The following is a 21,900-nucleotide window of genomic DNA, read 5'->3' as shown; positions in this document are numbered from 1 at the left end:
GAAACCAAGCAGATCCGATGAGACAGGGCATCTGGTGCGACATGAAAAAAGGGGGCGAAGATCAACAAACAAGCCAAACAGAACAGAATTCACATTCTGTCCGGTATAGCGCATAAATGCCTCTTTCGGGTGATTCTAGGGCGCCAGCGCCGGACCCGCCGACGACCGGCTCTCGGGGAAGCCCGCCTGCGACCAGCGTCCCGTGACGGGTCACAGGCGGTTGACGAAGCGCGCGGCGGCGCTCTGGCTCATGCCGGTTTCGCCGCGTACCAGGAAAACGGCTTCCTGGATCTGGCCGAGGGCTTTGAGCTCGCGGGCCTGGTCGACCAGATCGATGCTCGGGTTGGGGCGGTTGCGGGGCCGCTGGGTCAGGCGTGCGGCGAGGATGATGAGCCAGATGGCGGCTGCGGTGATGACGGCCGTGAGCGCGATGATGCTCGGGCTCGTGATCTCCAGGGGTGACATGGGCTGCGTCTTCCCACGAGTTGAGGGTTTATGCGGCGGTTCGCTCGTTGCTTGATAATGAACATTATGTCAAGTAACCACTGTCCGGTGCGGTGCGAGACTCCCCTCTGCGGGTGAGGCCGGAGGGTCTGATGGGAAAGTTTTTCTGCCGGCCTCGTGGACGGATCCGGCGCCGCGCAGGAGGCGGCGGAGGGCGGAATCGGTGTGCTGAGCGGCGCTTTCGCCGGTGCGCCGGCGCCGCGGCCGGGCGCTCGCGGCGGGCCGGCGGGTTTGACGGCTGCTTTGACGGCTGGTTGATTCGCTGTCCTTTGCGCCGGCTATGGACTTAGGGTGGAGCTCCTGCTATTCGCGCTATTCGCGCCGAGAGGAGCAGCACGTGGGGAGCCAGTCGGTGTTGTGCCCGGTATGTCAAGGTGTTGTGCCCGCTTCGGGTAAGGAGTCGTACACGGCGCTGCGGGGGCGTCTGATCGTGACCAACGGGTACTGCGCGGGCGGGTGTGCCGAGCGGCGTGCGGAGGCGGCCGAGCAGACGCAGCAGATGGCGCGTCCGGAGCCGGTGGTACGTGCGGAGCCCGCGCCGAGGCGACCGGCTGTGGCCGGTGGCGGGCCTGGTGGTGCGCCGTTGCGGGTGGTGCGCTGAGCCGCTCCCCCGTTGTCCCGGGAGCAGTGGTCATGAGTGGCTGTCGGCGGTGTGCCAGTAGTCGCGGGTTTCGACCGCGAGCCCGTCGGTGTTGAAGCGGGCGAACACGCAGCCGGCCAGGGTGGTGGGGCGGCCGTTGTCGAGGGCGTGGACGCGGAACTCGATCGCGGCCTGGTCTCCGTCGACGATGGGGGTGGCGAAGGTGACAGTGGGTTCGCTTTCGCCGGTGAAGGACCAGGCGATGTAGTCGGCGATGGCTTGTTTGCCGTGATGCGGGGGGCGGAACGGCATGCTGGTGTGCACGGCGTCGTCGTGGTAGAGGGCGGTGATGGCGGCGACGTCGTGGTTGGTCCAGGCGCGCTGCCAGGTGTCGGCGAAGCGCTGGGCGGCCGTTCGGGTCTCCATACCGATCATTGTGACCGGCTTGCGTGGTGTGGTGGCCGTTTTCAGCCGGTGTAGGGGCGGACGGCGGTGACGGCCGTCACGGGCAGGGGCCCGTACAGGTGGGGGTAGCCGTTTTCGGTGCGGACGTCGAGGCCGGTGGGGTCGATGTCGAGGATGAGCAGCGGTGCGGTGACGTGGCGGTAGTAAGCGGTGTGGACGTCGCGCAGCTGGGCCAGGTCGCGGCTGCAGTGGATGAAGCCTTCTTGCTCGAGGGTGCGGCCGAGGGTGGAGATGCGGTACTCCCCCGCGGGCTGGGCGGCATGCCAGTCGGCGGCCAGGGCGAGGTGGTGGAGGGTCATGCGGCCTGTGCGGTCCATTCGGTGTCGAGGATGGCGTAGACGGCTTCGCTGGCCCATTCGCCTTTGACGTATTCGTTGTCGATGAGGGTGGCTTCGCGGCGCATGCGGAGTTTTTCCAGAACGCGGGCGGAGGCGGTGTTGCGCGCGTCGAGGCGGCCGGTGATGCGGTGCAGGCCGAGGTCGGCGAATCCGAGGCGGAGCATGGCGCGGGCGGCTTCTGCGGCGTAGCCGTGGCCGTGGTGGTCGGGGTGGAGGATGTAGCCGATCTCGCCTTGGCGGTGCTGCCTGCTGGTCCAGATGAGCAGGGCCGAGCCGATGACGTGGCCGGTGTGGGGCAGGGTGATGGCCAGGTCGAGGGCGTCGCCTTCTTCGCGCAGCGCGGTGCGGGTGATCTTCTTGTCGAGGAAGGTGCGGGAGGTGTCGCGGTCGCGGGGTTCCCAGTAGAGGTAGCGGGCGACGTCGGGGCGGGATTCGTAGGCGTGGACGGCGTCGAGGTCGGCCGGGGTGAAGGGGCGCAGGAGGAGGCGTTCGGTGGTGATCGGGTAGCGGGGTTGGAGCACGCAGGCAGTGTAGGGAGGGGTCATGGGGGGCGCAATGTGTTTTCGATGGCGAGGGTGAGCAGGGTGCGGGCCTCGTCGAGGGGGCGTTGTTCGACGACGTGTTCGAGCCAGACGGTGGAGAGGGTGGTGGAGAGGAGGCGTACGCGGGGGTCGGTGTCGCTGAGGTGGAGGGCGTCGGCGATGAGGTGGGTGCAGCCGTCGGTCCAGCGGCGGGCGATCTGCTGGAGTACGGGGTCGCGGCCGGCGTGGACGTACAGTTCCCACAGGCCGAGCTGGCGGGTGCGGTCGGCGGCGGCGACCTGGGCGGGCAGGTCGAGGAGGCCGTGGTCGGCGATCCAGGCGCGGGTCGTGGCCAGTTCGGTTTCGACGAGCTGGGCGAAGGCTTCGGCCAGGAGCTGGTCGCGTGAGGCGAAGTAGTAGGTGGTGGCGGCCAGGGGCAGGTGGGCGCGCTGGGCGACGGCTCGGTGGGTGACGGCGGCGAATCCGCCTTCGGTGAGCAGGTCGACGGCGGCGGCCAGGAGGGCGGCGCGGCGGCGGCGGCCGCGGGCCTGGGTGGCGGTGTGGCGGGGTGCGAGGCCGGGGTGGTCGGGCTGCGGGTTCACTGGCCACCTGCGAGGTTGAGGACGACGACGCCGCCGATGATGAGCAGGATACCGCCGATCTTGAGGGGGGTAAGGGTCTCGCCCATGAAGGCGGCGCCGATGAGGGCGATGGCGGCGGTGCCCGCGCCTGACCAGACGGCGTAGGCGGTGCCCATGTCGAGGTGGAGTTTGAGTGCTTGGGCCAGGAGGGTGAAGGAGGTGATGTAGCCGGCGGCGACGAGGAGGGTCCAGCCGAGGTGGGTGAAGCCGTTGCTGAGTTTGAGCGCGGAGGTGGCCAGGACCTCTGTGGCGATGGCGATGGCGAGCAGGAGCCAGGCCATGGGTGTCCCCCAGACTGAAAAGTGGTACGAGTGTGCCAGTTTATCGCGGGCGCCGCCGCCACTGTTGGGCGGCTGCGCCCCAGCGGCGCGGCCACCGTGGAGCGGCCGTGGTGGTGGGGGCTTGCGCGGGGTGGTGTGGCGGCCGGGCGCGCTGCTCCCCCGGTCTGTCGCCTTGGGTGTGGCAGGCGCGGCCGGGTCTGGCCACGGCCGTCAGGGCGCAGGCGGGTCGGGCCGCGGGCTGGCCGTCAGGTGCGGGGGGATGCGGCCGCAGGCTTGGCCGGCGGGGACAGGGCGGGATCGGCGATGGCGACGAGGCTTAGGGTGGGGACGTGACCATTCGCCGGAGAGTTCCTGGGGACCTGGACGCCTGCGTGGAGGCGCTCGCCCTGGTCCATGCCGCAGACCGCTACCCGGTGAATTGGCCGGATGATCCGGCCGGCTGGTTGTGTCCGGGTGGGCTGACGCGGGCGTGGGTGGCGGTCGAGGCGGGGACCGTGGTGGGGCATGTGGGTGTGGCCGGGGAGGTGGAGGTCACCCGGTTGTTCGTGGTGCCGGCCGCGCGAGGGCGGGGTGTGGCGGGGCGGCTGCTGGCGGCGGTGCGCGCGGCGGTGCCGGGGCCGCTGGAGCTGGAGGTGTCGGCCGGTGACCGGGCGGCGATCGCGTTGTACGAGCGGTCGGGCTGGCGCCGCGTGGGCAGCGGCCGGGTCGGCTGGCTGGACGCGGCGGGCGAGCCGGCGCTGGTGCATCGTTACGCGTGGGGGCATGTGGTGGGCGGAACCGCTTGAAAACGTAGTCGAATACGTGTTCCACTGGAGGGTGTGGGTTGGGACGCGCTTTCGCTTGTTGACGCTGCCGACGATCGCCCGCTGATCGAGCGGCGTGCGGTGGTGCGCGGTGATTTCCTCGAGATGCAGGCCCGCACGATGATCGAGCGGGTGCCGCAGGTCGCGGGCATCGCGCAGCGGTGGGCCGTCTCCCCCTACCGTGGTTGCGCCCATGCCTGCCGCGGCTGTGGCGCCCGCGCGGGGCATCGGCGGCTGGGTTTGGACGCGGGGCGGGATTTCGACACGCGGGTCGTGGTGAAGCCGAACGCGGTGGCGCGGTTGCGGGCGGATCTGGCGCGCTGGGGCGGTGAGGAGCTGGCGGTCGGGGTCAGCGGCGACTGTTATCAGGTGGCGGAGGAGACGTACCGGTTGATGCCGGGTGTGATCGGGGCGCTGGCCGAGGCGGGGGTGCCGTTCACCGTCTACACCAAGGGTCCCCTGGTGTTGCGTGACGCCGATCTGCTGGCGCAGGCGGGGGCGCAGGTGGCGGTGTCGATCGCGTTCGTGGATGAGCGGATCCGGCGGGCGGTGGAGCCGGGTGCGCCGACGGCGCAGGCCCGGTTGGAGCTGGTGTCGGCGCTGGTGGAGGCGGGGGTGGCGTGCCGGGTGCTGATGGCGCCGGTGTTGCCGCTGCTGAGCGACGCGGCCGATCAGCTGTCGGCGACGGTGCGGCGGATCGCGGGGACGGGGGCGCAGGCGGTGGAACCGGTGGTGCTCAGGCTGCCGCCGGGCACGCGCGCGTGGTATCTGGAGTGGCTGGAGCGGGCTCATCCGCAGCTGGTGGCTCGTTATGAGGAGTTGTACGACCGGGCGGGGTTGCCGTCGGCCGATTACGAGCAGCGCATCACGGGGCAGATCGCCCAGTTGTGCCGCGTGTATGGGATGGGGTGCGGCCCGGTGGTGGCGCAGCGGGGTGAGCCGCGGGTGGCGCAGCTGGCGCTGGTGTAGAACAGCGCCGGCCGCCTGCCAGGCGCCGTGCCCGAGTCAGGCCAGAACCTTGTCCAGGAATGCCGACAGTTTGGACCTGGTGCGATCGATCTGTTCCTCCACCGTCAGGGATTCTTCGAGTCTGCCTCCCAGGTCCGGGATCTTCTTGCCGCGCACGTACAGGGAGCAGGCAAGGTCGGTGCACACGTACACGCCGACGGAGTTGCCGTCCCGGCCGGCCTGACCTGCTCGCCGGGCGGTCATCAGCGAGACGCCGCTGCCGGGGTGCGTGGTCAGGCACAGGGAGCACATGCCGCGATGGAAGTGCCCGCGCTGTTCGCCAACGCCTACCGTGATTACGCGCTGGCCCACCCCGGCCGGTACGCGGCAACCCAGGCGGTCCACCTGGACCCGGCCGTCCTGGCCGAGTGCACCGCCTACCTCCGCACCATCGAACTCACCCACGCGATGCTGCGCGCGTACAGGCTCGTCGAGCCGGACCTGACCGACGCGGGCCGCCTGCTGCGCAGCGCTTTCCACGGCTACATCACCCTGGAGGCCAACGGCGGGTTCAGTCATTCCCGCGAGGTGCAGAAGTCCTGGGAGCGGGCCCTCGACGTTCTCCACCTCATGCTGGAGAACTGGCCTGCGGATCCGTCCCGTGAGGCGGTGGAGGAAGAAAGGACATGAGGAGGTGCGCGCCTCGCTGATCGCGGTGGCGCGCACGCCGGTCCCACGAGACCATGCCGTTCCACGCGCAGGTGTGGCGGTGTGTCCGGGCCGCGATCGCTTCTTCGGCGCCGGTCAGGTGGGGGCCGGGGTGGAGCGGACGGCGAGGTGGTCGAGGGAGATGCCGAGCACGTCGGCCAGCGCGGCGATGGTGAAGAACGCGGGAGTGGCGATCCGGCCCGTTTCGATCTTGCGGAGGGTTTCGGCGGACATGCCGGCCGCGGCGGCGACCTCGACGATGCTGCGCTCGCCTCGGGCTTGGCGCAGAAGCCTGCCGAGGTGCTCGCCGCGCAGATGTTCCTCGGGGGTGAGAGGAGGTCGCACCATGGACATCATTGTACACCCCCGGGATACAAATACCGGTATTGTTATCGCCTGATGGTGGTGGGCCGCCGGATCCAGCCGGTCACGGGCGGGCTGAGGCGGGGGCGTAGCGGGCCAGGATGAGGCTGGAGCCGGGCAGCGGGGCGGCGCCGAGCAGGCGCAGGCCGTGCGGCGGGCGGCCGGTGAAGGCCGGCGTGCCGCCGCCCAGCACGCCGGCGCCGATCATCAGGTGCAGCTCGTCGACCAGGCCGCCGGCCAGCAGGTCGTTCCAGAGCACGTGGCTGCCGAACATCAGGATGTCGCCCTCCTGCGGGCCGTTCTTGAGCTCGGCGACGCTCTTGCGCGCCTCGGCGCGGGTGACGATGCGGGTGTTGTGCCACGGAGCGGTCTGCTCGGGGGTGAGGGTGTCAGAGACGACGACCTTGCCGATCGCGTCGTTCAGCCGCGAGATCTCCCGCAGCACCGGCCGCGCGCCCGCGTCACCGGCGACGGGCGGCCAGTAACTCTTGAGCCCCTCGTACGTCCTGCGGCCCAGCAGCAGAGTTCCGGCGGCACGCAGCCGCGCGGCGTTGTAGTCGTCGAACGCCTCCTCGAACGGCAACGCCATGACGTCGCCGCCGGGTCCTTCGAAGTAGCCGTCGAGCGAGACGATGTTGCACACGATGAGCTGGCGCATGTCCGGGTCTTCCCTTCGGTGTGGGGTGTCGTCCGTTGAGAGACGGCGCCGGTCGCGGATTCATCGCTCCCGCCGGGGTTTTTTCGCGCCGGACTACGTACGTAGCGCATCTAGGTATCCATATGGGGATTTGTCCCGTATTGGCGGATTCGAGGCCGCGTGCATGCTGGACACATGCTTACGCAACCGGGGGAAAGGATCAGCGTGGAGGCCATGTGTCAGCCGCACTTCACACAAGGCGACCTGTCGCGGGAAGAACCCGCCTGGCGCCTGCCCTCATGGAACGGCCTGCTGGCCGCAGGACATGACCTCGCGCTGCGCGCCGGATGGACCGGACAGGAGCGCACCGTCACCTGGACGCTGTCGGCCCGGCCCTCGGCCGTGCGCACCGCGCGCCGCCTGAGCGCGGCCCGGCTGGCGGCCTGGCACCTCGCCGAGCCCGCCACCCAGGGCGCCATCGAGCCCGCCGTGCACCTGGCCGAGCGGCTCGTCACCGACGCCGTCGCCCGCGGCGCCGAGAAGATCAAACTGACGCTGTCGGCCGAGGACGGCCTGCTGCGCGTCGAGGTCGACGAGCAGGGCGCCTCCCGCGCCGGCGAGCGCCCCTCCCGCGCCACCGCCGCCCAGCTGGACCGGCTGGCCTGCTGCTGGGGCGCCACCGGCGCCGTCGTCTGGTTCGAGCTGCGCCTCACGGCGCAGGACTGACCGTTGAAGGGAGTCACCCGCACCGTGCGCAGGATCCAGATCCGCACCACCAAGAAACCCCGCACCCGGCCAGGCCTGGACCTGCGGACCCCGTCAGGGCGGACGCTGCCGTACTGACCCGGCCAGAGCCGACGCTCACCCCCGATGGCCGGTTCCGGCCCCCTATGCTGCCACGAGACCGGAACCGGTGCCTGATCACGACGGCGCGTCGCCGCCGGCCCGGGCCTGCTCGCCCACCCACACCGCGATCTGCGCGCGAGAGTTGAACCCGAGCTTGGACAGGATGTGCTCGATGTGGCCCTCCGCGGTACGCTGAGCGATCACCAGCGACGCCGCGATCTCCTTGTTCGTCATCCCCTGCGCCACCAGCTGCGCGATCTCCCGCTCACGGCGCGTCAGCGGCGCCTGCTCCCTGGCCTCCGGCGCCTCCCCGGCCTCCGCGCCTCCGGGCTTGTCCTCGGCCAGCGCGTACGCCACCGCCTCCTCGTACGGCAGCCGGGCCCCCCGACGCACCGCCGCGGCGAAGGCCCCCTCCCCCAGCGCCTCACGCGTGCGCACCTGGCACGCGTCGTGATAGCCGGCCAGATGCCCGTACCCCGACAGTGGCGCCCCGACCATGCTCCACACGGTCTCCAGCACGCCCAGCAGCCGCGCGGCCCGCTCGTGCAGGCCCTGCGTGGCGGCGATCCAGGCCAGCACCTCGATCGTGATCCCCACGCCCAGCCGGTCGCCGAGCGACCGATTGAACGCCAGGCTCTGGTGCTCCAGCTCGGTGGCGCGCGGCAGGTCCCCCTGCCGCCACACCTCCACCCCCAGCGCCATCATCGTGTACGCCTTGTGCCAGCCCTCCCCATGGGCCTCACACACCGCCAGGGCCTGCTCGGCCGTGGCGATGGCCGCCTCCGACTCGCCCAGGAACGAGCGGGCCAGCGACAGCCGGATGAGCGACAGGGCCAGCCCGACCGGGTCGCCGGTGGCGCGATGGTGTTCCAGCGCCCGCTCGTAGCAGCCGATCGCGTCCCGGGGACGCTCCTGGCACATGGCGACCATGCCGGAGAACAGCTCGGCGTACCCCAGCAGCGCCTCATCGCCCAGGCGCTCGCCGATACGCCGGCATTCCTCCAGCATGGAGGTCGCGGCCGGCAGGTCGGCCTGGATGACGGCCAGCCAGCCGCCGGCCCACAACGCGCGGCCGCGTACGTCGTCAGGTGAGGAAACGGCGGCCAGTCCCCGCTCCAGCCAGGCCCGCCCCTCACCTAGGTAATAACTGGTGATCCAGTGATACAGCAGATCGGCGGCCATGCTCAGCCCCGTCGCGGCATCGGCCGGCTTCGCCAGCCAGCCGTCCAGGGCGCTGCGCAGGTTGGCGTGCTCCAGCTGCAGCCGGGTGAACCAGGTCACCTGCCCCGGCCCGAACACCTCCGCACGGGCGCGGCCCGCCAGGTCGCGATAATAAGCGCGATGCCGCCGCCGCAGCCGCGTCTCCTCGCCGCGCTCGCACAACCGTTCGCGGCCGTACTGGCGCAATGTCTCCAGCATCCGGTAGCGGACGCCGCCCGGATGGTCTTCTCGAATCAGCACGGACTTGTCCACCAGGCCGATCACCAGGTCGAGGACGTCCTCGACCTCGATACCGGTCCCGGAGCAGACCATCTCGGCCCCCTCCAGGTCCAGGCTCCCGGCGAACACCGAGGCGCGATGCCATAGCAGCCGTTCCTCCTCCGAACATAGGGCGTGACTCCAGTCGATCAGGGCGCGCAACGTCTGGTGGCGCGGCAGCACCGCCCGCGAGCCTCCGGTCAGCAGCCGGAACCGGTCGTCCAGCCGCGCCAGAAGCTGCTCGGCCGACAGGGCGCGCAGCCGCACGGTGGCCAGCTCGATCCCCAGGGGCAGACCGTCCAGGCGGCGGATGATGCCGGAGACGACGTCGCGGTTGTCGTCGGTGACGGCGAACGACGGCACCACGGCGCGGGCCCGCTCGGTGAACAACTGCACCGCGTCCGTCTGCATCAGCGATTCCAGCGAAGGCCGGGCCGCCGCATCCCCGTTCAGCTGCGGCAGCGGCAGCGGCGCCACCGGCACGGCGTGCTCGCTGGCGATGCCCAGCACGTGCCGGCTGGTGGCCAGGATGCGCAGTTCGGGCGCCGCGCGCAGCAGCGTGTCGGCCAGCACGGCGCACTCGCCCACCACGTGTTCGCAGTTGTCGAGGATGATCAGCGCCTGCTTGTCGCGCAGGTGGTCGGCCAGGATCCGCAGAGGCGGCGCGTTGCTGTGGTCGCGGATCTCCAAGGCCTCGGCCACGGCCACGGCCAGCATGCCGGGATTCTCCAGCGCGGCCAGCTCCACCAGCCACACACCGTCGCGGAAGGCACGCCGCACCTCGTGCGCCACGCGCAGCGCCAGCCGGGTCTTGCCGACCCCGCCCACGCCGGTCAGCGTGACCGCCCGGGAGACAGACAGCAGATGCCGGACCTCGGCCACCTCCTGCCGACGTCCCACGAAGCTCGTCACCTCGGCCGGGAGGCTGCCGCTGTGCTGCCCCCGGGAGGAGCTGGTCGTCACCGTTGTCATGGCGCCTTCCGCGACGCGGCGGGCGGGGTCACCATCGGGCCGTGCCCCCGTCATCGACCCCCAGGTTATGTCCCGGCCGTTTTCCGGGGCAGTTCACGCCAAAAACCCACAGGAAGTTTTTCCTCCCCATGGGCATGCAACGACCCCGCCTTGACCGGCCGGTCGACGGCGCGTGCCACGGATCGCGAGGGAGAATCCGTGCCGCGCGCGTGCGACCTGACGGCGGCGCACCAGGCCGTACCGTACGCGTCCGCAGGGGGACCTCACGCATCCATGGCCGCAGGCACCGGCAGTTCGAACCACACGACCTTGCCGTGCCCGGTGGGGGCGCTGCCCCAGCCGGACGACAGCGCGTGCACCAGGCACAGCCCGCGCGAGCTCTCCTCGTCGTCGCGGGCGCGTCGCGGGCGTGGCAGGCACGGGCTGTCGTCCTCCACCTCGCACCGCAGCCGGCCGCAGGCGGCCGACACGCTCAGGCGCACCAGCCCGCGCGCGTGCTCCACGGCGTTGGTGACCAGCTCGCTGACGAGCAGCTCGGCGAACTCGCCGGCGTGACGCAGGTCCCAGTCGGCCAGCTGCGCCCGGACGGCGTGCCGCGCCTGCGGCACCGACCGCGCCGTGGAGGAGAACGTCCACGACGCCATCAGCGCTCTCGGGCAGGCGGTGGAGCTCATGCCGCGCTCAGCACCGGCACGGGCACGACGCTGCGCCCGTCCGGCAGCAGCTCACCGGTGTCGTCGAAGAACACCACGCCGTTGCACAGCAGCCCCCATCCCTGCTCGGGGTGGTAGGCGACCAGACGCGCGGCCTCGCGGCCGACGGAGTCGGCGGGCGGACATGGAGGCAGATGCTGGCACATGGCGGATCCTCGAACTTTCCGATTCCCTCGCTTCCCGCCTTTTCGCGGGTCACACCTTCAGCATGCCTCCGCACCACCCCAAGAAACAGGTGAAATATCCCCATATAGGTACCTATGTCACGTACGTAGGCCGGGGGCCGCCCCGCCCGCGAGGCCGCCCCCCGGCCCGGACCGTCAGCCGCCCTCCCGCACCGGCTGCCGCAGCACCGTCCGCGGATCCGGATCGTCGAACGCCGTCAGATACACCTCGTGATGCATCCCGTTGACCACCAGCCCCCGCTCGGCCATGAACTCCTCCATCACCTTCAACGACACATGCTCCTCACTGAACGGCCCCGCGTGAACCACCTCCACACACAACCCCTCCGTGAACGTCACCACCTGCACCCGATCCACCGCCGCCCCCGACCCCCGCGCCGCCTCCCGCGCCCGCTCCAGCGCCCCCACCTGCGGCGCCTGAGCCGGCGGCAACAGCACATGCCAGCGCCACAACTCCCGAGGAACCTCCAGCCCCCGCCGCTCGTCCTCCACCCACCACAACCCCTCCAGCGGCCCGCCCGGCCCGCCCAGCTGCGAGGCCACCGCGTACAGGGCCCCGATCGCCGCCACATGCTCCGCGCCACCCGGCTCCCCCACACCCGAGACGCTCAGGCACGTCACAGGACCGTGGGTGTTCAGTTCAGGGGTCATCATTCCTCCTCCACGCCGACCATCAGGTCGGTCGTCAGCCGCTCAGGCGCCGTGACGGCCGGATCCGACACGTACACCTCCCGAATCGGACCGCGCACCGTGTGCCGCCGCTCGGCACACCACGCCAACACGGCGTGCGCGGTCAAAGAGATCTGCTCATAAGGCCCGACATGCGTCGCACACGCGAACACACCCCCAGGCAGAACCACCACCTCCGCTCCCCCGCCCACCTCTCCCCCACCCACGTCATCGCCGAGCACCAGCGCGACCGACACCTCCACCACCTCGCCCACATCCATCGGGAACAAGCCGATCAGCCGCACCGGCGGACCGCCCGACGGCACGCAGCCCAGCACCCGCGCCACGGCCGCCGACGTCGCCCGCCCCACGTCCTCCAGCCCCCGGGCCACCTCCCGCACCATCGCCACCCGGCGCGCCGGCTCCGCCACCACCCGCACCGCCGCCGACGGCAGCCCTTCGGCCATCACCCGCTCCAGCGACGCCAGCATCCGCCGCCGCCGCGCCAGCTCCGCCTCCAAACCGTCGCGCACCGACGCCAGCGCCGCCGGCCCGCCCGCCAGCACCTGCGCCACCACCGGCAACGGCACGTCCATCGACCGCAACAGCCCGATCGACAACGCCTCCCGCGCCTGCCCCGCCCGGTAATAGCGGTAACCCGTCTGCTCATCCACATACGCCGGCCGCAACAACCCCAGCTCGTCGTAGTGCCGCAACTGCTTGACGCTCAACCGGCCCAGCCGGGCGAACTGCCCGATCGGCAGCAGATCTTCCTCCACACGCCCAGCATGCTGCCTCCCACAAGGGGAGAGTCCAGTCAGCCCCCGCTTGACCCTCACGCCACGGCAGCCTGCACAGTGGAATCCATGAGCTTTTCCGTAGGGCAGGTCGCCCGGCTGGCCGGCATCACCGTACGCACCCTGCACCACTACGACGAGATCGGCCTGCTCACCCCCGGCGAGCGCACCCGCGCCGGCTACCGCCGCTACACCGACGCCGACCTCGTCCGCCTGCAGCACATCCTCCTCTACCGCGAACTCGGCTTCCCCCTCGAGGAGATCGCCGTCATCCTCGACGAACCCCACACCGACGAGCTCACCCACCTGCGCCGCCAGCACGAGCTGCTCACCCGCCGCGCCCAGCACCTGCAGCACGTCATGGCCGCCGTCGAACGCGCCATGCAGGCCCGCACCCTCGACATCCCCCTCACCCCCGAAGAACGCTTCGAGATCTTCGGCGACTTCCGTCCCGAAGACCACGACGCCGAAGTCGAACGCCGCTGGGGCGACACCCGCCAGTACGCCGAAAGCCGCCGCCGCGTCGCCGGCTACACCAAGGCCGACTGGCTCGAACTCAAAGCAGAAGCGGCCGCCATCGGCGGCGACCTCGTCGCCGCGTACAAAGCCGGACTGCCCGCCGACGGCGAGCACGCCATGGACCTGGCCGAACGCCACCGCGGCCACATCACCCGCTGGTTCTACGACTGCACCTACGACATCCACCGCTGCCTGGGCGACCTGTACGTCGACGACCCCCGCTTCACCGCCACCTACGACGCCCTCGCCCCCGGCCTGGCCGGCTACCTACGCCAGGCCATCCACGCCAACGCCCGCCGCCACCCCTGATACATGCCCTTGCACGGCCCCACCCAGCCCGGCACCTCCAAACACCTGCGCGCCCTGGCCGGCCCCGGGCTGAGCGAGGGGCCGCTAGTCAGGCGAATGAGGTCCTTTCGTCGGAGAAGATCACCAAGGCGCGGTTATCGCCGACGTGTCCCGCGCCGACGGCGTAGGCCGTCCCTTGGAGCTCCGCCGCCGCCAGCAGCACCGGCCGCGTCTCGACCCGTGCGCCGAGCACGGCGTCGAAGTTGGTCAAGCGCAGTCGTTGCCCGTCCCGGTTGCCGATGAACACCTCGATTGGATCGCCGCCCTCGTCACGGCGAAGCACGAAATCGGACACCCGTACGCGCAACTCCACGGACTGGCCGGGAGCCTGAGCCACCACCTCCCGCGGGTCCGCGCCATCCAGAAAGATCCCCACCAACTCGGCGACGCTGCACAGCACCATGCCCTCGGCGTCGAAGACCGCGGCGCCCGCAGGCAAGGGAATGACCTGACTGTCCCCATTCCGGCTGACCTGGCCGGAGACGGAGATCAGACGTTCTCGAATCAGGTCGCGAAATTCCAGGTGCGGCTGCCCCAGCCGACCGAGAGGCCCGTCCGCAGGGATCGGCCTTTCCGGCGTCACCAGCTCAATGCCGTAGTAACAGGCTTTGGCGACCGCGCCCGCGGTGAAACCGCTGGAGGAGACCATTACCATCTGATCCAGCTCCAAGTCCGCCTGATTGGTGACCACCTGCTCGACCCAGGTGATGTCCGGCTTCTGCCGTCCATGCCGGACCTCACCGTCGCGCACGCGAGTACGGAACAAACGCACCGTAGCGCAGAGGACTGCTGACAAACCGGTGCTTCACAGTCCTCTGCACGGAGCCGCGAATGCCCAGGACGTTCGTGCACGCGACTTCAGAAAGTGACAGTGCTGGCATTCAGCCGCACCCGGCCGGTCGCCGTCGCGGCGACGGTCCACAGCAGCACCGGGTCGAGGTAACGCTTCATCTGCGGCGGGTACGGCTGCTCTTTGCCCGGATAGATGCTCTGCATATCGACCGGCTGGACCAGGCGATCGCCGACCCACAACGTGTCGTTGCCAAGGTCCTCGATCCCGCGGCAGAACGCCCTCAGGCCAGCGGAACTGCTGATAGCGGGCCCGACTATGGGAAGTGTGAAACCAAGCTTCATTGGCGAGTCCTTTCGGTGATCCGCCAACCGTTTGCTCAGACGGGAAGTCCGGTGATGCTGAGGGCAAAGTCCAAGTTCCCCACCCCGTGGTTGGCGAGGCCCACCGTGACCACGCCCGCTCCTTCCAGCCAGTGCGCCATTTTCAGGCCGCCGACGTCCAGCGGGCGCAGCCCGAGGCTCTCGATGAACGCCTCCACACTTGCCTTGGCCTGCGCATTATCGCCAGCGATGAAGACGTCGGGCCGACCCTTCTCCAGGACATGACGGAAGATGGTGTTGAACGCCTTCACCACGCTGGCGCTGGCCGGGGCCGCCTTGGCGACTTCCTGCGCGATCGAGGTCTCCTCGCGGTGTGCTAGCCCGTCGAACGTGGAATTGAAGGGATTGCTGATGTCGACGATAACCTTGCCCGCGAGAGCGTCCCCGTACTGGGCGACGACCGGCACGACACCGTCGTACAACAGGGCCACGATGACGATGTCCCCGGCCGGGGCGGTGCCCCATTCTCCCATCGTGGCGCCGCCGCCGAGAGCCTTGGCCAGGTCAGCGGCCTTGGACTGATCGCGGCCCATGACCTCGACGGTGTTGCCGCCCGCTACCGCCCGCGCGCCGATGGTGCGGGCCATGTTCCCGGTGCCGATGATGCTGATGTTGCTCATGAGATGTCCTGCCCTGGTTGTGCGTTGTTCGGTTTAGAGGGCGGTGGTGCCGCCGTCGGCGACGAGTTCCATGCCGTTGACGTAGCTGGAGTCGTCGGAGGCGAGGAAGAGGGCGGCGGTGGCGATTTCGTCGGGGCGGCCCATCTGGCCGCGGGGGATGAGGGACTCGAACTGGCGCTTGGTGGCCTCGTCGAAGAGTTCTTCCTGCTTGGCCGTGGCGACCTGGCCGGGGGTCAGGACGTTGACGCGGATGCGGCGGTCCTTGAGCTCGTTGAGCCAGACGCGGGCCCAGGCCTGCTGGACGGCCTTGCTGCCGGCGTAGACGCTCCAGCCGGGGAAGGCGCCGAGGGAGGCGTTGGAGCCGGTCATGAGGATGGAGCCGCCGTCGTTGAAGAGCGGGAGGGCCTTCTGGACGGTGAACAGGGTGCCGCGGGCATTGAGCCCGAACCAGGTGTCGAACTGGGCCTCGGTGATCTCGCCGAGCGGGGCGGGCTCGCCCCCGCCTGCGCTGGCCCACAGCACGTCGAGGCTGCCCTTCTCCCGCTTGACGGTGTCGTACAGGCGGTCCAGGTCGTCCAGGTCGGCGGCGTCGCCCTGGACGCCGGTGACGTTGCGGCCGATCTGCTTCACGGCCTCGTCCAGGGCGTCCTGGCGGCGGCCGGTGATGAAGACGTGCGCTCCCTCGTCGACGAACAGCTTCGCGCCGGCCAGCGCCATGCCGGTGGTGCCGCCGGTGATGACCGCTACCTTGCCGTCAAGCTTTCCCATGTTGCTCCTTTAGGTCGGTGGTGCCGGGCGCACCTGGGATGACGGCGTTATGTACACCGCCCTGTGTGCTTACGGTACGGGGCGGGCGGCCGGGACGCAAACTATGTACACCGATCGTTACCCAGCTCGGGTACCATGGACCCGTGACGGAGTTGGAGAAGGGCCCCCAGGGCCGCCGCCGCGGCCGGGGCGCCCGCGAGCGCATCCTCAGCGCGTCCCAGCAACTGTTCCGCGAGCAGGGCATCAACCGCACCGGCATGGACCAGCTTTGCGCGGCGGCCCAGGTATCCAAGCGCACGGCCTACCAGCACTTCACCGGCAAGGACGAACTCGTCGCCGAGTACCTGCGCCGGTTCGACCCCTCCGTTCTGTCCGGCGTGTTCGACCGCACCGACCTCACTCCCCGCGAACGGCTCCTCGCCGCCTTCGACATCCCCCCCACCACCCCCCTGTGCCCCTACATCGGCGCCGCCGTCGAACTCCACGACCCCCAGCACCCCGCATCCCAGTACGCGCGCGACTACAAGAAAGCCGTCGCCGCGCGGCTCGCCGACACCGCCCGCGAAGCCGGCGCCGCCGAGCCTGAACAGCTCGGCGAGCAGCTCGCGCTGCTCATCGACGGCGCCGCGGCCCGGACCCGGGTTCTCAACGCCGACGCCTTCCCCACCGCCGCCGCCATCGCCGCCGTCCTCATCGACAACGCCATCCCCGCGTCATCTCCTCGGCAGCCCAGCGATGACCGCGGAACTACCGGGGCTGCTCCCGTTCCGGTGGGAGGCCAATGACGGCCCGATCACGCCTCGTCGGCCGGAAGACGACGTCGAGTTCGGCGCGGCCGGAGCGGTAGATCACGCCGTACAAGGGCAAGAACAAACCCGACTCGCAGAAGGACGCCAACCGGGCTCATGCCCGGCTTCGCGGGCGCGGCGAACGCGCCAACGCCCAGCTCAAGTACCGGCGCATCCTGCACAAAGTCCGCGTCAGCCCACGCGGGGCCGGTCGACTCGCCAAAGCCATCCACGTGCTACAGAACTACGAAGCAACCGCAGGATGAAAAAGGTTCTTTCATTGCTTTAGAGGCTGCCGCGCGGCGATGTCGATTCTCGCTGTACGCGAACGGTCGAGGGCGTAGCCTCCGCCGTCGCACTTTAATGCCTTCGCCTTTGCTGGGCGCCCTCTGTTGGCTCTGATGTTGTCGGTCGAACTGATCAACCGTGTTGTGAAGCGGCACCGCTTGCCAGCTGCCACATTTCATCGTTCCCGCATTCTGCGGTGATCTCGGCCGTCGCGTGAGCTGCGGCGAGGAAGTCGTTGACCACCGGTGAGGTGCGCGATGCCGCCACCGCGAGGCACACCTGGTCGGGCGCCAGATCTGTGACGGGCACATAGCTGACTTGCGGGTGTGAGTAGAACACGGCTGTCGAACGGGCCAGGAACGAGATGCCCCGGCCGGCCGCGACATGTTCGAGCGTCTCGTCCACCCCGCGCACCAGATATCCGGCGTTGGGGTGCGGGCGCTTGGTGGGCTGTGTGCTGGTGTCGGGATGCCAGAGCAGCGGCTCGCCGGCCAGGTCGGCCTCGATGATCTGTTCCTTGCCGGCGAATCGGTGGCCGGCGGGCAGCACCGCCACCCGCGGCTCGGGGTACAGCGGGGTGACGCGCAGGCCGGTCTCGTCGATGGGCAGCCGCACATAGCCGACGTCGATGCGGCCGTCGAGCAGCATCGCGGCCTGGTCGTCGGACTCGATCCGCTGCACGTCCACGATCACGTCCGGGTGCCGGATGGCGAACTCCCGCACCGCCGCGGTGGCCGTGATGCCCGCGCGGAAGCCGACCATCAGCCGCTGGCTGCCGCGCGCGGCCACGGTCACCCGGCGGCGGACCGCGTCTGCGGAGGCCAGCAGCGGGCCGGCGTCGGTCAGCAACTGCCTGCCAGCGTCGGTCAGCGCCACGCCGTGGCTGTCCCTGATCAGCAGCGGGGTGCCAAGATCCTGTTCCAGCGCGCGGATCTGCCGGCTGAGCACCGGCTGTGCGATGTGCAGGTCATCGGCGGCGCGGCCGAAGTGCAGCCGGTCGGCGACGGCGACGAAGTAGCGCAACTTGCGCAGGTCCAGATCCATGGAGCCTCCCGGTACGGCGATGCCTCCAGGGTATCGCAATCGCTGAAATAGGTCTTGGACACCCGCTCAGACTAATGAAATTCTCAATAGGTACCCGGCGGGCCGGAGCGAATCCGGGACAAGAATTCGACATCGGGACTTGATAGTAGGTCCCCAGAACTTGAATTAGCACGTCCTGAATTGGTCCAGGCCCGTCGTGTCATTCGATGGCATCGACGACACAACCGTTAACAACAACGGGGTGGGCGTGGCGTTCTGTCCAGATATTCCACTCCAGAAAGCAGGCACTCCATGAGCAGCATCAGCATTATCGGCCTGGGGGGTATGGGCCGCGCCATTGGCGCCCGCGCGGTCGAGGGCGGCCACGCCGTCGAGGTCGTCGGCCGCGACGCGGCCAAGGCCAAGGACCTGGCCGCCGCGCTCGGCGGCGGCGCCACGGCCGGGACATTCGGCACCGCCCCAGCCGGCGACATCGTCATCCTCGCCGTGCCGAACGCCAGCGCCGTGCCGGTCGTCGCCCAGTACGGGGACGCGCTGGCCGGCAAGGTCATCATCGACATCACCAACCCCATGAAAGCCGACGCCACCGGGCTGACCACCCCTGACGGCACTTCCGCCGCGCAGGAGATCGCCAAGGCCGCCCCGGCGAGCGCGCACGTCGTGAAGGCGTTCAACACCGTCTTCGGCCACGTCCTGGCCCCGGGGCGCCCATTGGACGTGCTCTTCGCCGGCGACGACGCGCGGGCCAAGGCAAGCGTATCGGCGTTCATCGAGAGCCTCGGGTTGCGCCCCCTGGATGCCGGAGGCCTGGAGATGGCGCACTGGCTGGAAGGGACGGGCCTGCTGATGATCAACCTGGCCCGCCACGGCGTGGGGGACTTCAACTTCGCCCTCGGCGTCAGCAATCTCAGCTGAGCACACCCGCACCACCAATTCTCGCGCCATCTCACTCATAAGGAACAGCAGAATGCGCGTTTTCGTCACTGGCGGGACCGGCCATTCCGGTTCGTACATCGTCCCCGAGCTCATCGCCGCCGGGCACGAGGTCACCGGCCTGGTCCGGTCGGACACCGCCGCGGCGGCGCTGTCCGCGCTCGGCGCGAAGGTGCGTCACGGCGACCTCAGAGATCTCGACGGGCTCAAGGAAGCGGCTGCGGACTCCGACGGCGTCATCCACGTCGCGCACCGGCAAGACCTGCTTTTCTCCGGCGGGATCCACGCCGTGGCCGCCGCCGAGCTCCCGATCATGCTCGCCTACGGCGAGGCACTGGCGGGAACCGGAAAGCCGCTGGTCGCGGCGGGGAGCATCGGCTCGCCCGGGCAGGGAATCCTGGGCCGGACGGCCACCGAGGAGGACCCGGCCCTTCCCAGTGGCGATGAGCACAAGGGCACCCTGCGGGCTCGTAACGTCGTGGAAACCACCGTAATCGGCCTCGCCGAGCAGGGCGTGCGGTCTTCGGTCGTGCGGATCGCCAACATCGCGCACAGCACGACCGATCGTGCCGGCTTCCTCCCGACGCTGATCGCGCTCGCGAAGGAGAAGGGCTTCATCGGCTACCCCGGAGACGGCGCGAACCTGTGGAACGCCGTGCACATCCGCGATGTTGCCTCCTTGTTCCGCCTGGCGCTGGAGAAGGGCCCGGCCGGCAAATACTGGCACGCGGTCGACGACGGGGGCATCCCGTTCCGCGAGATCGCCGAGGCCATCGGCAGCCGTCTGGGCCTGCCCGCCGTGAGCGTTCCCGTGGACGAACTGGTGCTGCCGGGATACTTCGGGTTCCTCGCGAACATCGTCACGCAGAGCTACCCGGCGTCCAACCTCGTCACCCGCCGGGCCCTCGGCTGGGAACCCGCTCAGCCCCGCCTGCTCGCCGATCTGGACAACGGCCACTACTTCCCCGCCAGCTGACGGCAAGGACCCGAGTCTCAACGCGTCCGGCACATGACAAGGAGGGCGGCTCAGAATATGACGACTGTGGGATTCATCGGCAGCGGCGCCATCGGCAGCACCATCGCGCGGCTCGCCGTCGAGGCCGGGCATCAGGTCGTGCTCAGCAACTCACGCGGTCCCGAAACGCTCGCGGACATGGCCGCGGAACTGGGGCCGCGGGCGTCCTCGGCGACCAGCGGGGAAGCCGCGGCAGCCGGTGACATCGTCGTGATCACGGTGCCGGTCAAGGCCTTCCCCCACGTGCCCGCCGCGCCACTGGCCGGGAAGACGGTCATCGACACGTGCAACTACGGCCCCGAGCGCGACGGGCCCATCCCCGAGCTCGACAGCAAGTCGCTCACCTCAAGCGAGCTGCTGCTGCAGTATCTCCCGGACGCCATGGTTGTGAAAGCGTTCAACAACATCTTCTTCAAGCACCTGTTGTCACTCGCCCGCCCGGTGGGGGCGGCCGACCGCTCGTACCTGCCGATCGCCGGGGACTCCGCGCCGGCGAAGGCGGCGGTGACCGAATTCATCGAATCCATCGGGTACAGCGTGCTGGACGCGGGACCACTGGCCGACAGCTGGCGGCAAGCGACGGGCACGCCGGTATGGGGGACCCCGTACGGGCCGTACTCGAACGAGAAGGGCCAGCCGGTCGGCGAGGACGCCATCCGCGTGGCACTGGCCGCCGCAACGCGGTAAACCGCGAGTGGGCGCGGGCCGCGGTATGGTCTCGCCCCCGGCCTGGCCGGCTACCTACGCCAGGCCATCCACGCCAACGCCCGCCGCCACCCCTAATACATGCCCTTGCAGGCATATAACCCGTCCGGTATATTCACCGGTATGCGCTTCGACGTGCTCGCAGAACCCGCCCGACGCCACATCCTCGACCTGCTCCTCGAACGCCCCCGCCTCGTCGGCGAACTCACCGCCCACCTCGGCCTCACCCAACCCGGCACCTCCAAACACCTGCGCGCCCTACGCGACGCCGGACTCGTCACCGTCCGCAAAGACGCCCAACGCCGCTGGTACGAACTCCGCCCCGCCCCCCTCGCCGAAATCGACGCCTGGCTCACCCCCTACCGCCGGCTCTGGACCCACACCCTCGACCGCCTCGAAACCCACCTCGACACCATGGAGGACGACCAGTGAACGAAACCCTCACCCTCCACCCCGACGGCCGCACCACCGTCCGCATGCAACGCCGCCTCCCCCACCCACCGGAGAAGGTCTGGCGCGCCATCACCCAACCCGAGCACCTCGCCGCCTGGTTCCCCGCCGAGGTCACCATCGACGGCGACCGCATCACCTACAGCTTCGGCCCCGACGGCCGCATCACCCACCACGACCCACCCCGCGTCTTCGCCCACACTTGGGGCGAGGACCACCTCCGCTGGGAGCTCCAGCCCGACGGCCACGGCACCCTGCTCACCTTCACCCACACCTTCACCGACCGCCACGGCGCCGCCAGCTTCACCAGCGGCTGGCACACCTGCATCGCCGCCATGCTCGCCCACCTCGACGGACGCCCCTTCCACCACGACCCCGCCGCCATGGCCCGCCTGCACGAGGACTACATCCATATCCTCGGCCTCGACCCCGCCACCGTCGACGGCGACACCCTGCGCCTCGAACGCCAGCTCACCCGCCCCGCCGACGACGTCTGGCACCACCTGAACGGCGACCAGGCCACGATCGGCCACCCGCCACCCGCGCCCTTCACCGCAACCGGCGTCCAGCCCGGCCCCGTCACCCGCACCGAAACCGGCAAGATCCTCGAATACGACACCCCGGACGGCACCGTCCGCTGGGAACTGACCCAGGGCACCGGCCAAGGCGCGCGCCTGATCCTCACCTGCACCGGCGACCCGGCCGCCCTGCCCGCCTGGCGCGTCCGAGTCGAGGAACTGGCCGCTGCCCTCGTAGGTTGATTGTCGGTGGGTGGCTAGCGGTTTTCCCGAAACCCGCA

The 21,900-nt window shown here is 69.9% G+C and carries 31 protein-coding genes and 1 pseudogene; 13 read left to right on the top strand and 19 right to left on the bottom strand.

Annotation, left to right across the window (positions count from 1 at the left end; genetic code table 11):
• Positions 1 to 210: 210 nt before the first annotated feature.
• Positions 211 to 465 (bottom strand): hypothetical protein, encoded by a 255-nt coding sequence (locus ACTWPT_RS26285; RefSeq protein ID WP_443180111.1) that lies wholly within the window; start codon positions 463 to 465, stop codon positions 211 to 213.
• A 418-nt stretch (positions 466 to 883) separates the two neighbouring features.
• On the opposite strand from ACTWPT_RS26285, the gene ACTWPT_RS26280 reads away from it, so the two are divergent.
• Entirely contained in the window at positions 884 to 1,105 is a 222-nt protein-coding gene (locus ACTWPT_RS26280) for a hypothetical protein (RefSeq protein WP_443180110.1), read from the top strand.
• Between the two features lie 30 nt (positions 1,106 to 1,135).
• Here the strand turns inward: ACTWPT_RS26280 and ACTWPT_RS26275 are convergent, their stop codons facing one another.
• The 5 genes from ACTWPT_RS26275 to ACTWPT_RS26255 are packed head-to-tail and all read right to left on the bottom strand — an operon-like array spanning position 1,136 to position 3,330.
• Entirely contained in the window at positions 1,136 to 1,510 is a 375-nt protein-coding gene (locus ACTWPT_RS26275; protein ID WP_443180109.1) for a nuclear transport factor 2 family protein, read from the bottom strand.
• A gap of 41 nt (positions 1,511 to 1,551) precedes the next feature.
• A complete protein-coding gene (locus ACTWPT_RS26270) occupies positions 1,552 to 1,848 on the bottom strand; it encodes a DUF952 domain-containing protein (RefSeq protein WP_443180108.1) in 297 nt (98 codons plus the stop codon).
• Positions 1,845 to 2,408 carry a GNAT family N-acetyltransferase gene (locus ACTWPT_RS26265; RefSeq protein ID WP_443180107.1) on the bottom strand — a complete coding sequence of 188 codons (564 nt, stop codon included), beginning with the start codon at positions 2,406 to 2,408 and terminating at the stop codon, positions 1,845 to 1,847. Before ACTWPT_RS26265 ends, ACTWPT_RS26270 begins: the two co-directional genes overlap by 4 nt.
• A 20-nt stretch (positions 2,409 to 2,428) precedes the next feature.
• On the bottom strand, positions 2,429 to 3,010 hold the full coding sequence (locus ACTWPT_RS26260; RefSeq protein ID WP_443180106.1) for a TetR/AcrR family transcriptional regulator: 582 nt from the start codon (positions 3,008 to 3,010) through the stop codon (positions 2,429 to 2,431).
• On the bottom strand, positions 3,007 to 3,330 hold the full coding sequence (locus ACTWPT_RS26255) for a DMT family transporter (RefSeq protein ID WP_443180105.1): 324 nt from the start codon (positions 3,328 to 3,330) through the stop codon (positions 3,007 to 3,009). The genes ACTWPT_RS26260 and ACTWPT_RS26255 overlap by 4 nt, the downstream gene beginning before the upstream one ends.
• Before the next feature lie 329 nt (positions 3,331 to 3,659).
• On the opposite strand from ACTWPT_RS26255, the gene ACTWPT_RS26250 reads away from it, so the two are divergent.
• Together ACTWPT_RS26250 and ACTWPT_RS26245 are read left to right on the top strand one after the other, a co-directional pair.
• Positions 3,660 to 4,115 (top strand): GNAT family N-acetyltransferase, encoded by a 456-nt coding sequence (locus tag ACTWPT_RS26250; RefSeq protein WP_443180104.1) that lies wholly within the window; start codon positions 3,660 to 3,662, stop codon positions 4,113 to 4,115.
• 33 nt (positions 4,116 to 4,148) lie between these two features.
• A complete protein-coding gene (locus ACTWPT_RS26245) occupies positions 4,149 to 5,102 on the top strand; it encodes a radical SAM protein (RefSeq protein ID WP_443180103.1) in 954 nt (317 codons plus the stop codon).
• Between the two features lie 36 nt (positions 5,103 to 5,138).
• Here ACTWPT_RS26245 and ACTWPT_RS26240 read toward each other — a convergent pair whose 3' ends face one another.
• Entirely contained in the window at positions 5,139 to 5,393 is a 255-nt protein-coding gene (locus tag ACTWPT_RS26240) for an FBP domain-containing protein (RefSeq protein ID WP_443180102.1), read from the bottom strand.
• A 6-nt stretch (positions 5,394 to 5,399) separates the two neighbouring features.
• Here ACTWPT_RS26240 and ACTWPT_RS26235 point away from each other — a divergent pair, with 6 nt between their 5' ends.
• Positions 5,400 to 5,771 (top strand): TetR-like C-terminal domain-containing protein, encoded by a 372-nt coding sequence (locus tag ACTWPT_RS26235; protein ID WP_443180101.1) that lies wholly within the window; start codon positions 5,400 to 5,402, stop codon positions 5,769 to 5,771.
• 114 nt (positions 5,772 to 5,885) lie between these two features.
• Here ACTWPT_RS26235 and ACTWPT_RS26230 read toward each other — a convergent pair whose 3' ends face one another.
• Both ACTWPT_RS26230 and ACTWPT_RS26225 read right to left on the bottom strand, forming a co-directional pair.
• Entirely contained in the window at positions 5,886 to 6,137 is a 252-nt protein-coding gene (locus ACTWPT_RS26230; protein WP_443180100.1) for a helix-turn-helix domain-containing protein, read from the bottom strand.
• A 79-nt stretch (positions 6,138 to 6,216) separates the two neighbouring features.
• On the bottom strand, positions 6,217 to 6,810 hold the full coding sequence (locus ACTWPT_RS26225) for a dihydrofolate reductase family protein (protein ID WP_443180099.1): 594 nt from the start codon (positions 6,808 to 6,810) through the stop codon (positions 6,217 to 6,219).
• 174 nt (positions 6,811 to 6,984) lie between these two features.
• On the opposite strand from ACTWPT_RS26225, the gene ACTWPT_RS26220 reads away from it, so the two are divergent.
• The gene (locus ACTWPT_RS26220) at positions 6,985 to 7,515 is read left to right on the top strand and encodes a hypothetical protein (protein WP_443180098.1); all 531 of its coding nucleotides are present in this window, start codon (positions 6,985 to 6,987) and stop codon (positions 7,513 to 7,515) included.
• A gap of 195 nt (positions 7,516 to 7,710) precedes the next feature.
• On the opposite strand, the gene ACTWPT_RS26215 is transcribed toward ACTWPT_RS26220, so the two are convergent.
• From ACTWPT_RS26215 to ACTWPT_RS26195, 5 genes are all read right to left on the bottom strand, one after another.
• Positions 7,711 to 10,140 (bottom strand): ATP-binding protein, encoded by a 2,430-nt coding sequence (locus tag ACTWPT_RS26215; RefSeq protein ID WP_443180097.1) that lies wholly within the window; start codon positions 10,138 to 10,140, stop codon positions 7,711 to 7,713.
• A 209-nt stretch (positions 10,141 to 10,349) separates the two neighbouring features.
• A complete protein-coding gene (locus tag ACTWPT_RS26210) occupies positions 10,350 to 10,760 on the bottom strand; it encodes an ATP-binding protein (RefSeq protein ID WP_443180096.1) in 411 nt (136 codons plus the stop codon).
• Positions 10,757 to 10,945, bottom strand: coding sequence for a DUF5999 family protein (locus tag ACTWPT_RS26205; RefSeq protein WP_443180095.1), 189 nt, complete (start codon positions 10,943 to 10,945; stop codon positions 10,757 to 10,759). The genes ACTWPT_RS26210 and ACTWPT_RS26205 overlap by 4 nt, the downstream gene beginning before the upstream one ends.
• Positions 10,946 to 11,119: 174 nt before the next feature.
• Positions 11,120 to 11,635 (bottom strand): hypothetical protein, encoded by a 516-nt coding sequence (locus ACTWPT_RS26200; RefSeq protein WP_443180094.1) that lies wholly within the window; start codon positions 11,633 to 11,635, stop codon positions 11,120 to 11,122.
• On the bottom strand, positions 11,635 to 12,432 hold the full coding sequence (locus ACTWPT_RS26195) for a MerR family transcriptional regulator (protein ID WP_443180093.1): 798 nt from the start codon (positions 12,430 to 12,432) through the stop codon (positions 11,635 to 11,637). Before ACTWPT_RS26195 ends, ACTWPT_RS26200 begins: the two co-directional genes overlap by 1 nt.
• A gap of 87 nt (positions 12,433 to 12,519) precedes the next feature.
• Between ACTWPT_RS26195 and ACTWPT_RS26190 the strand changes: the two genes are divergently transcribed.
• Entirely contained in the window at positions 12,520 to 13,278 is a 759-nt protein-coding gene (locus ACTWPT_RS26190; RefSeq protein WP_443180092.1) for a MerR family transcriptional regulator, read from the top strand.
• Between the two features lie 88 nt (positions 13,279 to 13,366).
• Here ACTWPT_RS26190 and ACTWPT_RS26185 read toward each other — a convergent pair whose 3' ends face one another.
• The 4 genes from ACTWPT_RS26185 to ACTWPT_RS26170 all read right to left on the bottom strand — a co-directional run bounded on the left by ACTWPT_RS26185 (position 13,367) and on the right by ACTWPT_RS26170 (position 15,878).
• Entirely contained in the window at positions 13,367 to 14,068 is a 702-nt protein-coding gene (locus ACTWPT_RS26185; RefSeq protein ID WP_443180091.1) for a hypothetical protein, read from the bottom strand.
• A 107-nt stretch (positions 14,069 to 14,175) separates the two neighbouring features.
• Positions 14,176 to 14,451 (bottom strand): hypothetical protein, encoded by a 276-nt coding sequence (locus ACTWPT_RS26180; RefSeq protein WP_443180090.1) that lies wholly within the window; start codon positions 14,449 to 14,451, stop codon positions 14,176 to 14,178.
• Positions 14,452 to 14,486: 35 nt separating this feature from the next.
• Positions 14,487 to 15,110 (bottom strand): NADPH-dependent F420 reductase, encoded by a 624-nt coding sequence (locus tag ACTWPT_RS26175; RefSeq protein ID WP_443180089.1) that lies wholly within the window; start codon positions 15,108 to 15,110, stop codon positions 14,487 to 14,489.
• A 33-nt stretch (positions 15,111 to 15,143) separates the two neighbouring features.
• A complete protein-coding gene (locus ACTWPT_RS26170; protein WP_387865164.1) occupies positions 15,144 to 15,878 on the bottom strand; it encodes an SDR family NAD(P)-dependent oxidoreductase in 735 nt (244 codons plus the stop codon).
• Between the two features lie 143 nt (positions 15,879 to 16,021).
• Between ACTWPT_RS26170 and ACTWPT_RS26165 the strand changes: the two genes are divergently transcribed.
• Together ACTWPT_RS26165 and ACTWPT_RS26160 are read left to right on the top strand one after the other, a co-directional pair.
• The gene (locus tag ACTWPT_RS26165; RefSeq protein ID WP_443180088.1) at positions 16,022 to 16,663 is read left to right on the top strand and encodes a TetR/AcrR family transcriptional regulator; all 642 of its coding nucleotides are present in this window, start codon (positions 16,022 to 16,024) and stop codon (positions 16,661 to 16,663) included.
• Positions 16,664 to 16,725: 62 nt separating this feature from the next.
• Positions 16,726 to 16,932, top strand: a pseudogene (locus ACTWPT_RS26160) (IS5/IS1182 family transposase); the annotation flags it as partial.
• A gap of 154 nt (positions 16,933 to 17,086) precedes the next feature.
• On the opposite strand, the gene ACTWPT_RS26155 reads toward ACTWPT_RS26160, so the two are convergent.
• A complete protein-coding gene (locus tag ACTWPT_RS26155) occupies positions 17,087 to 17,998 on the bottom strand; it encodes a LysR family transcriptional regulator (protein WP_443180087.1) in 912 nt (303 codons plus the stop codon).
• 291 nt (positions 17,999 to 18,289) lie between these two features.
• Here ACTWPT_RS26155 and ACTWPT_RS26150 point away from each other — a divergent pair, with 291 nt between their 5' ends.
• The 5 genes from ACTWPT_RS26150 to ACTWPT_RS26130 all read left to right on the top strand — a co-directional run bounded on the left by ACTWPT_RS26150 (position 18,290) and on the right by ACTWPT_RS26130 (position 21,862).
• Positions 18,290 to 18,913, top strand: a complete 624-nt coding sequence (locus tag ACTWPT_RS26150; protein ID WP_132618468.1) for an NADPH-dependent F420 reductase — start codon at positions 18,290 to 18,292, stop codon at positions 18,911 to 18,913.
• Positions 18,914 to 18,965: 52 nt separating this feature from the next.
• A complete protein-coding gene (locus ACTWPT_RS26145) occupies positions 18,966 to 19,907 on the top strand; it encodes an SDR family oxidoreductase (RefSeq protein ID WP_443180086.1) in 942 nt (313 codons plus the stop codon).
• Between the two features lie 57 nt (positions 19,908 to 19,964).
• Positions 19,965 to 20,633: an NADPH-dependent F420 reductase gene (locus tag ACTWPT_RS26140; RefSeq protein ID WP_443180085.1), complete on the top strand. Its 669-nt coding sequence runs from the start codon at positions 19,965 to 19,967 to the stop codon at positions 20,631 to 20,633.
• A gap of 141 nt (positions 20,634 to 20,774) precedes the next feature.
• Positions 20,775 to 21,083: an ArsR/SmtB family transcription factor gene (locus ACTWPT_RS26135; RefSeq protein ID WP_443180084.1), complete on the top strand. Its 309-nt coding sequence runs from the start codon at positions 20,775 to 20,777 to the stop codon at positions 21,081 to 21,083.
• Positions 21,080 to 21,862 carry an SRPBCC domain-containing protein gene (locus tag ACTWPT_RS26130; protein ID WP_443180083.1) on the top strand — a complete coding sequence of 261 codons (783 nt, stop codon included), beginning with the start codon at positions 21,080 to 21,082 and terminating at the stop codon, positions 21,860 to 21,862. The genes ACTWPT_RS26135 and ACTWPT_RS26130 overlap by 4 nt, the downstream gene beginning before the upstream one ends.
• Positions 21,863 to 21,900 lie beyond the last annotated feature (38 nt).

The sequence above is a fragment of the Nonomuraea sp. 3N208 genome (assembly GCF_052245935.1).
Classification (GTDB): Bacteria; Actinomycetota; Actinomycetes; order Streptosporangiales; family Streptosporangiaceae; genus Nonomuraea.
Note: the sequence above shows the minus strand (reverse complement) of the source record. Positions and strands in the feature narration are given on the sequence as shown.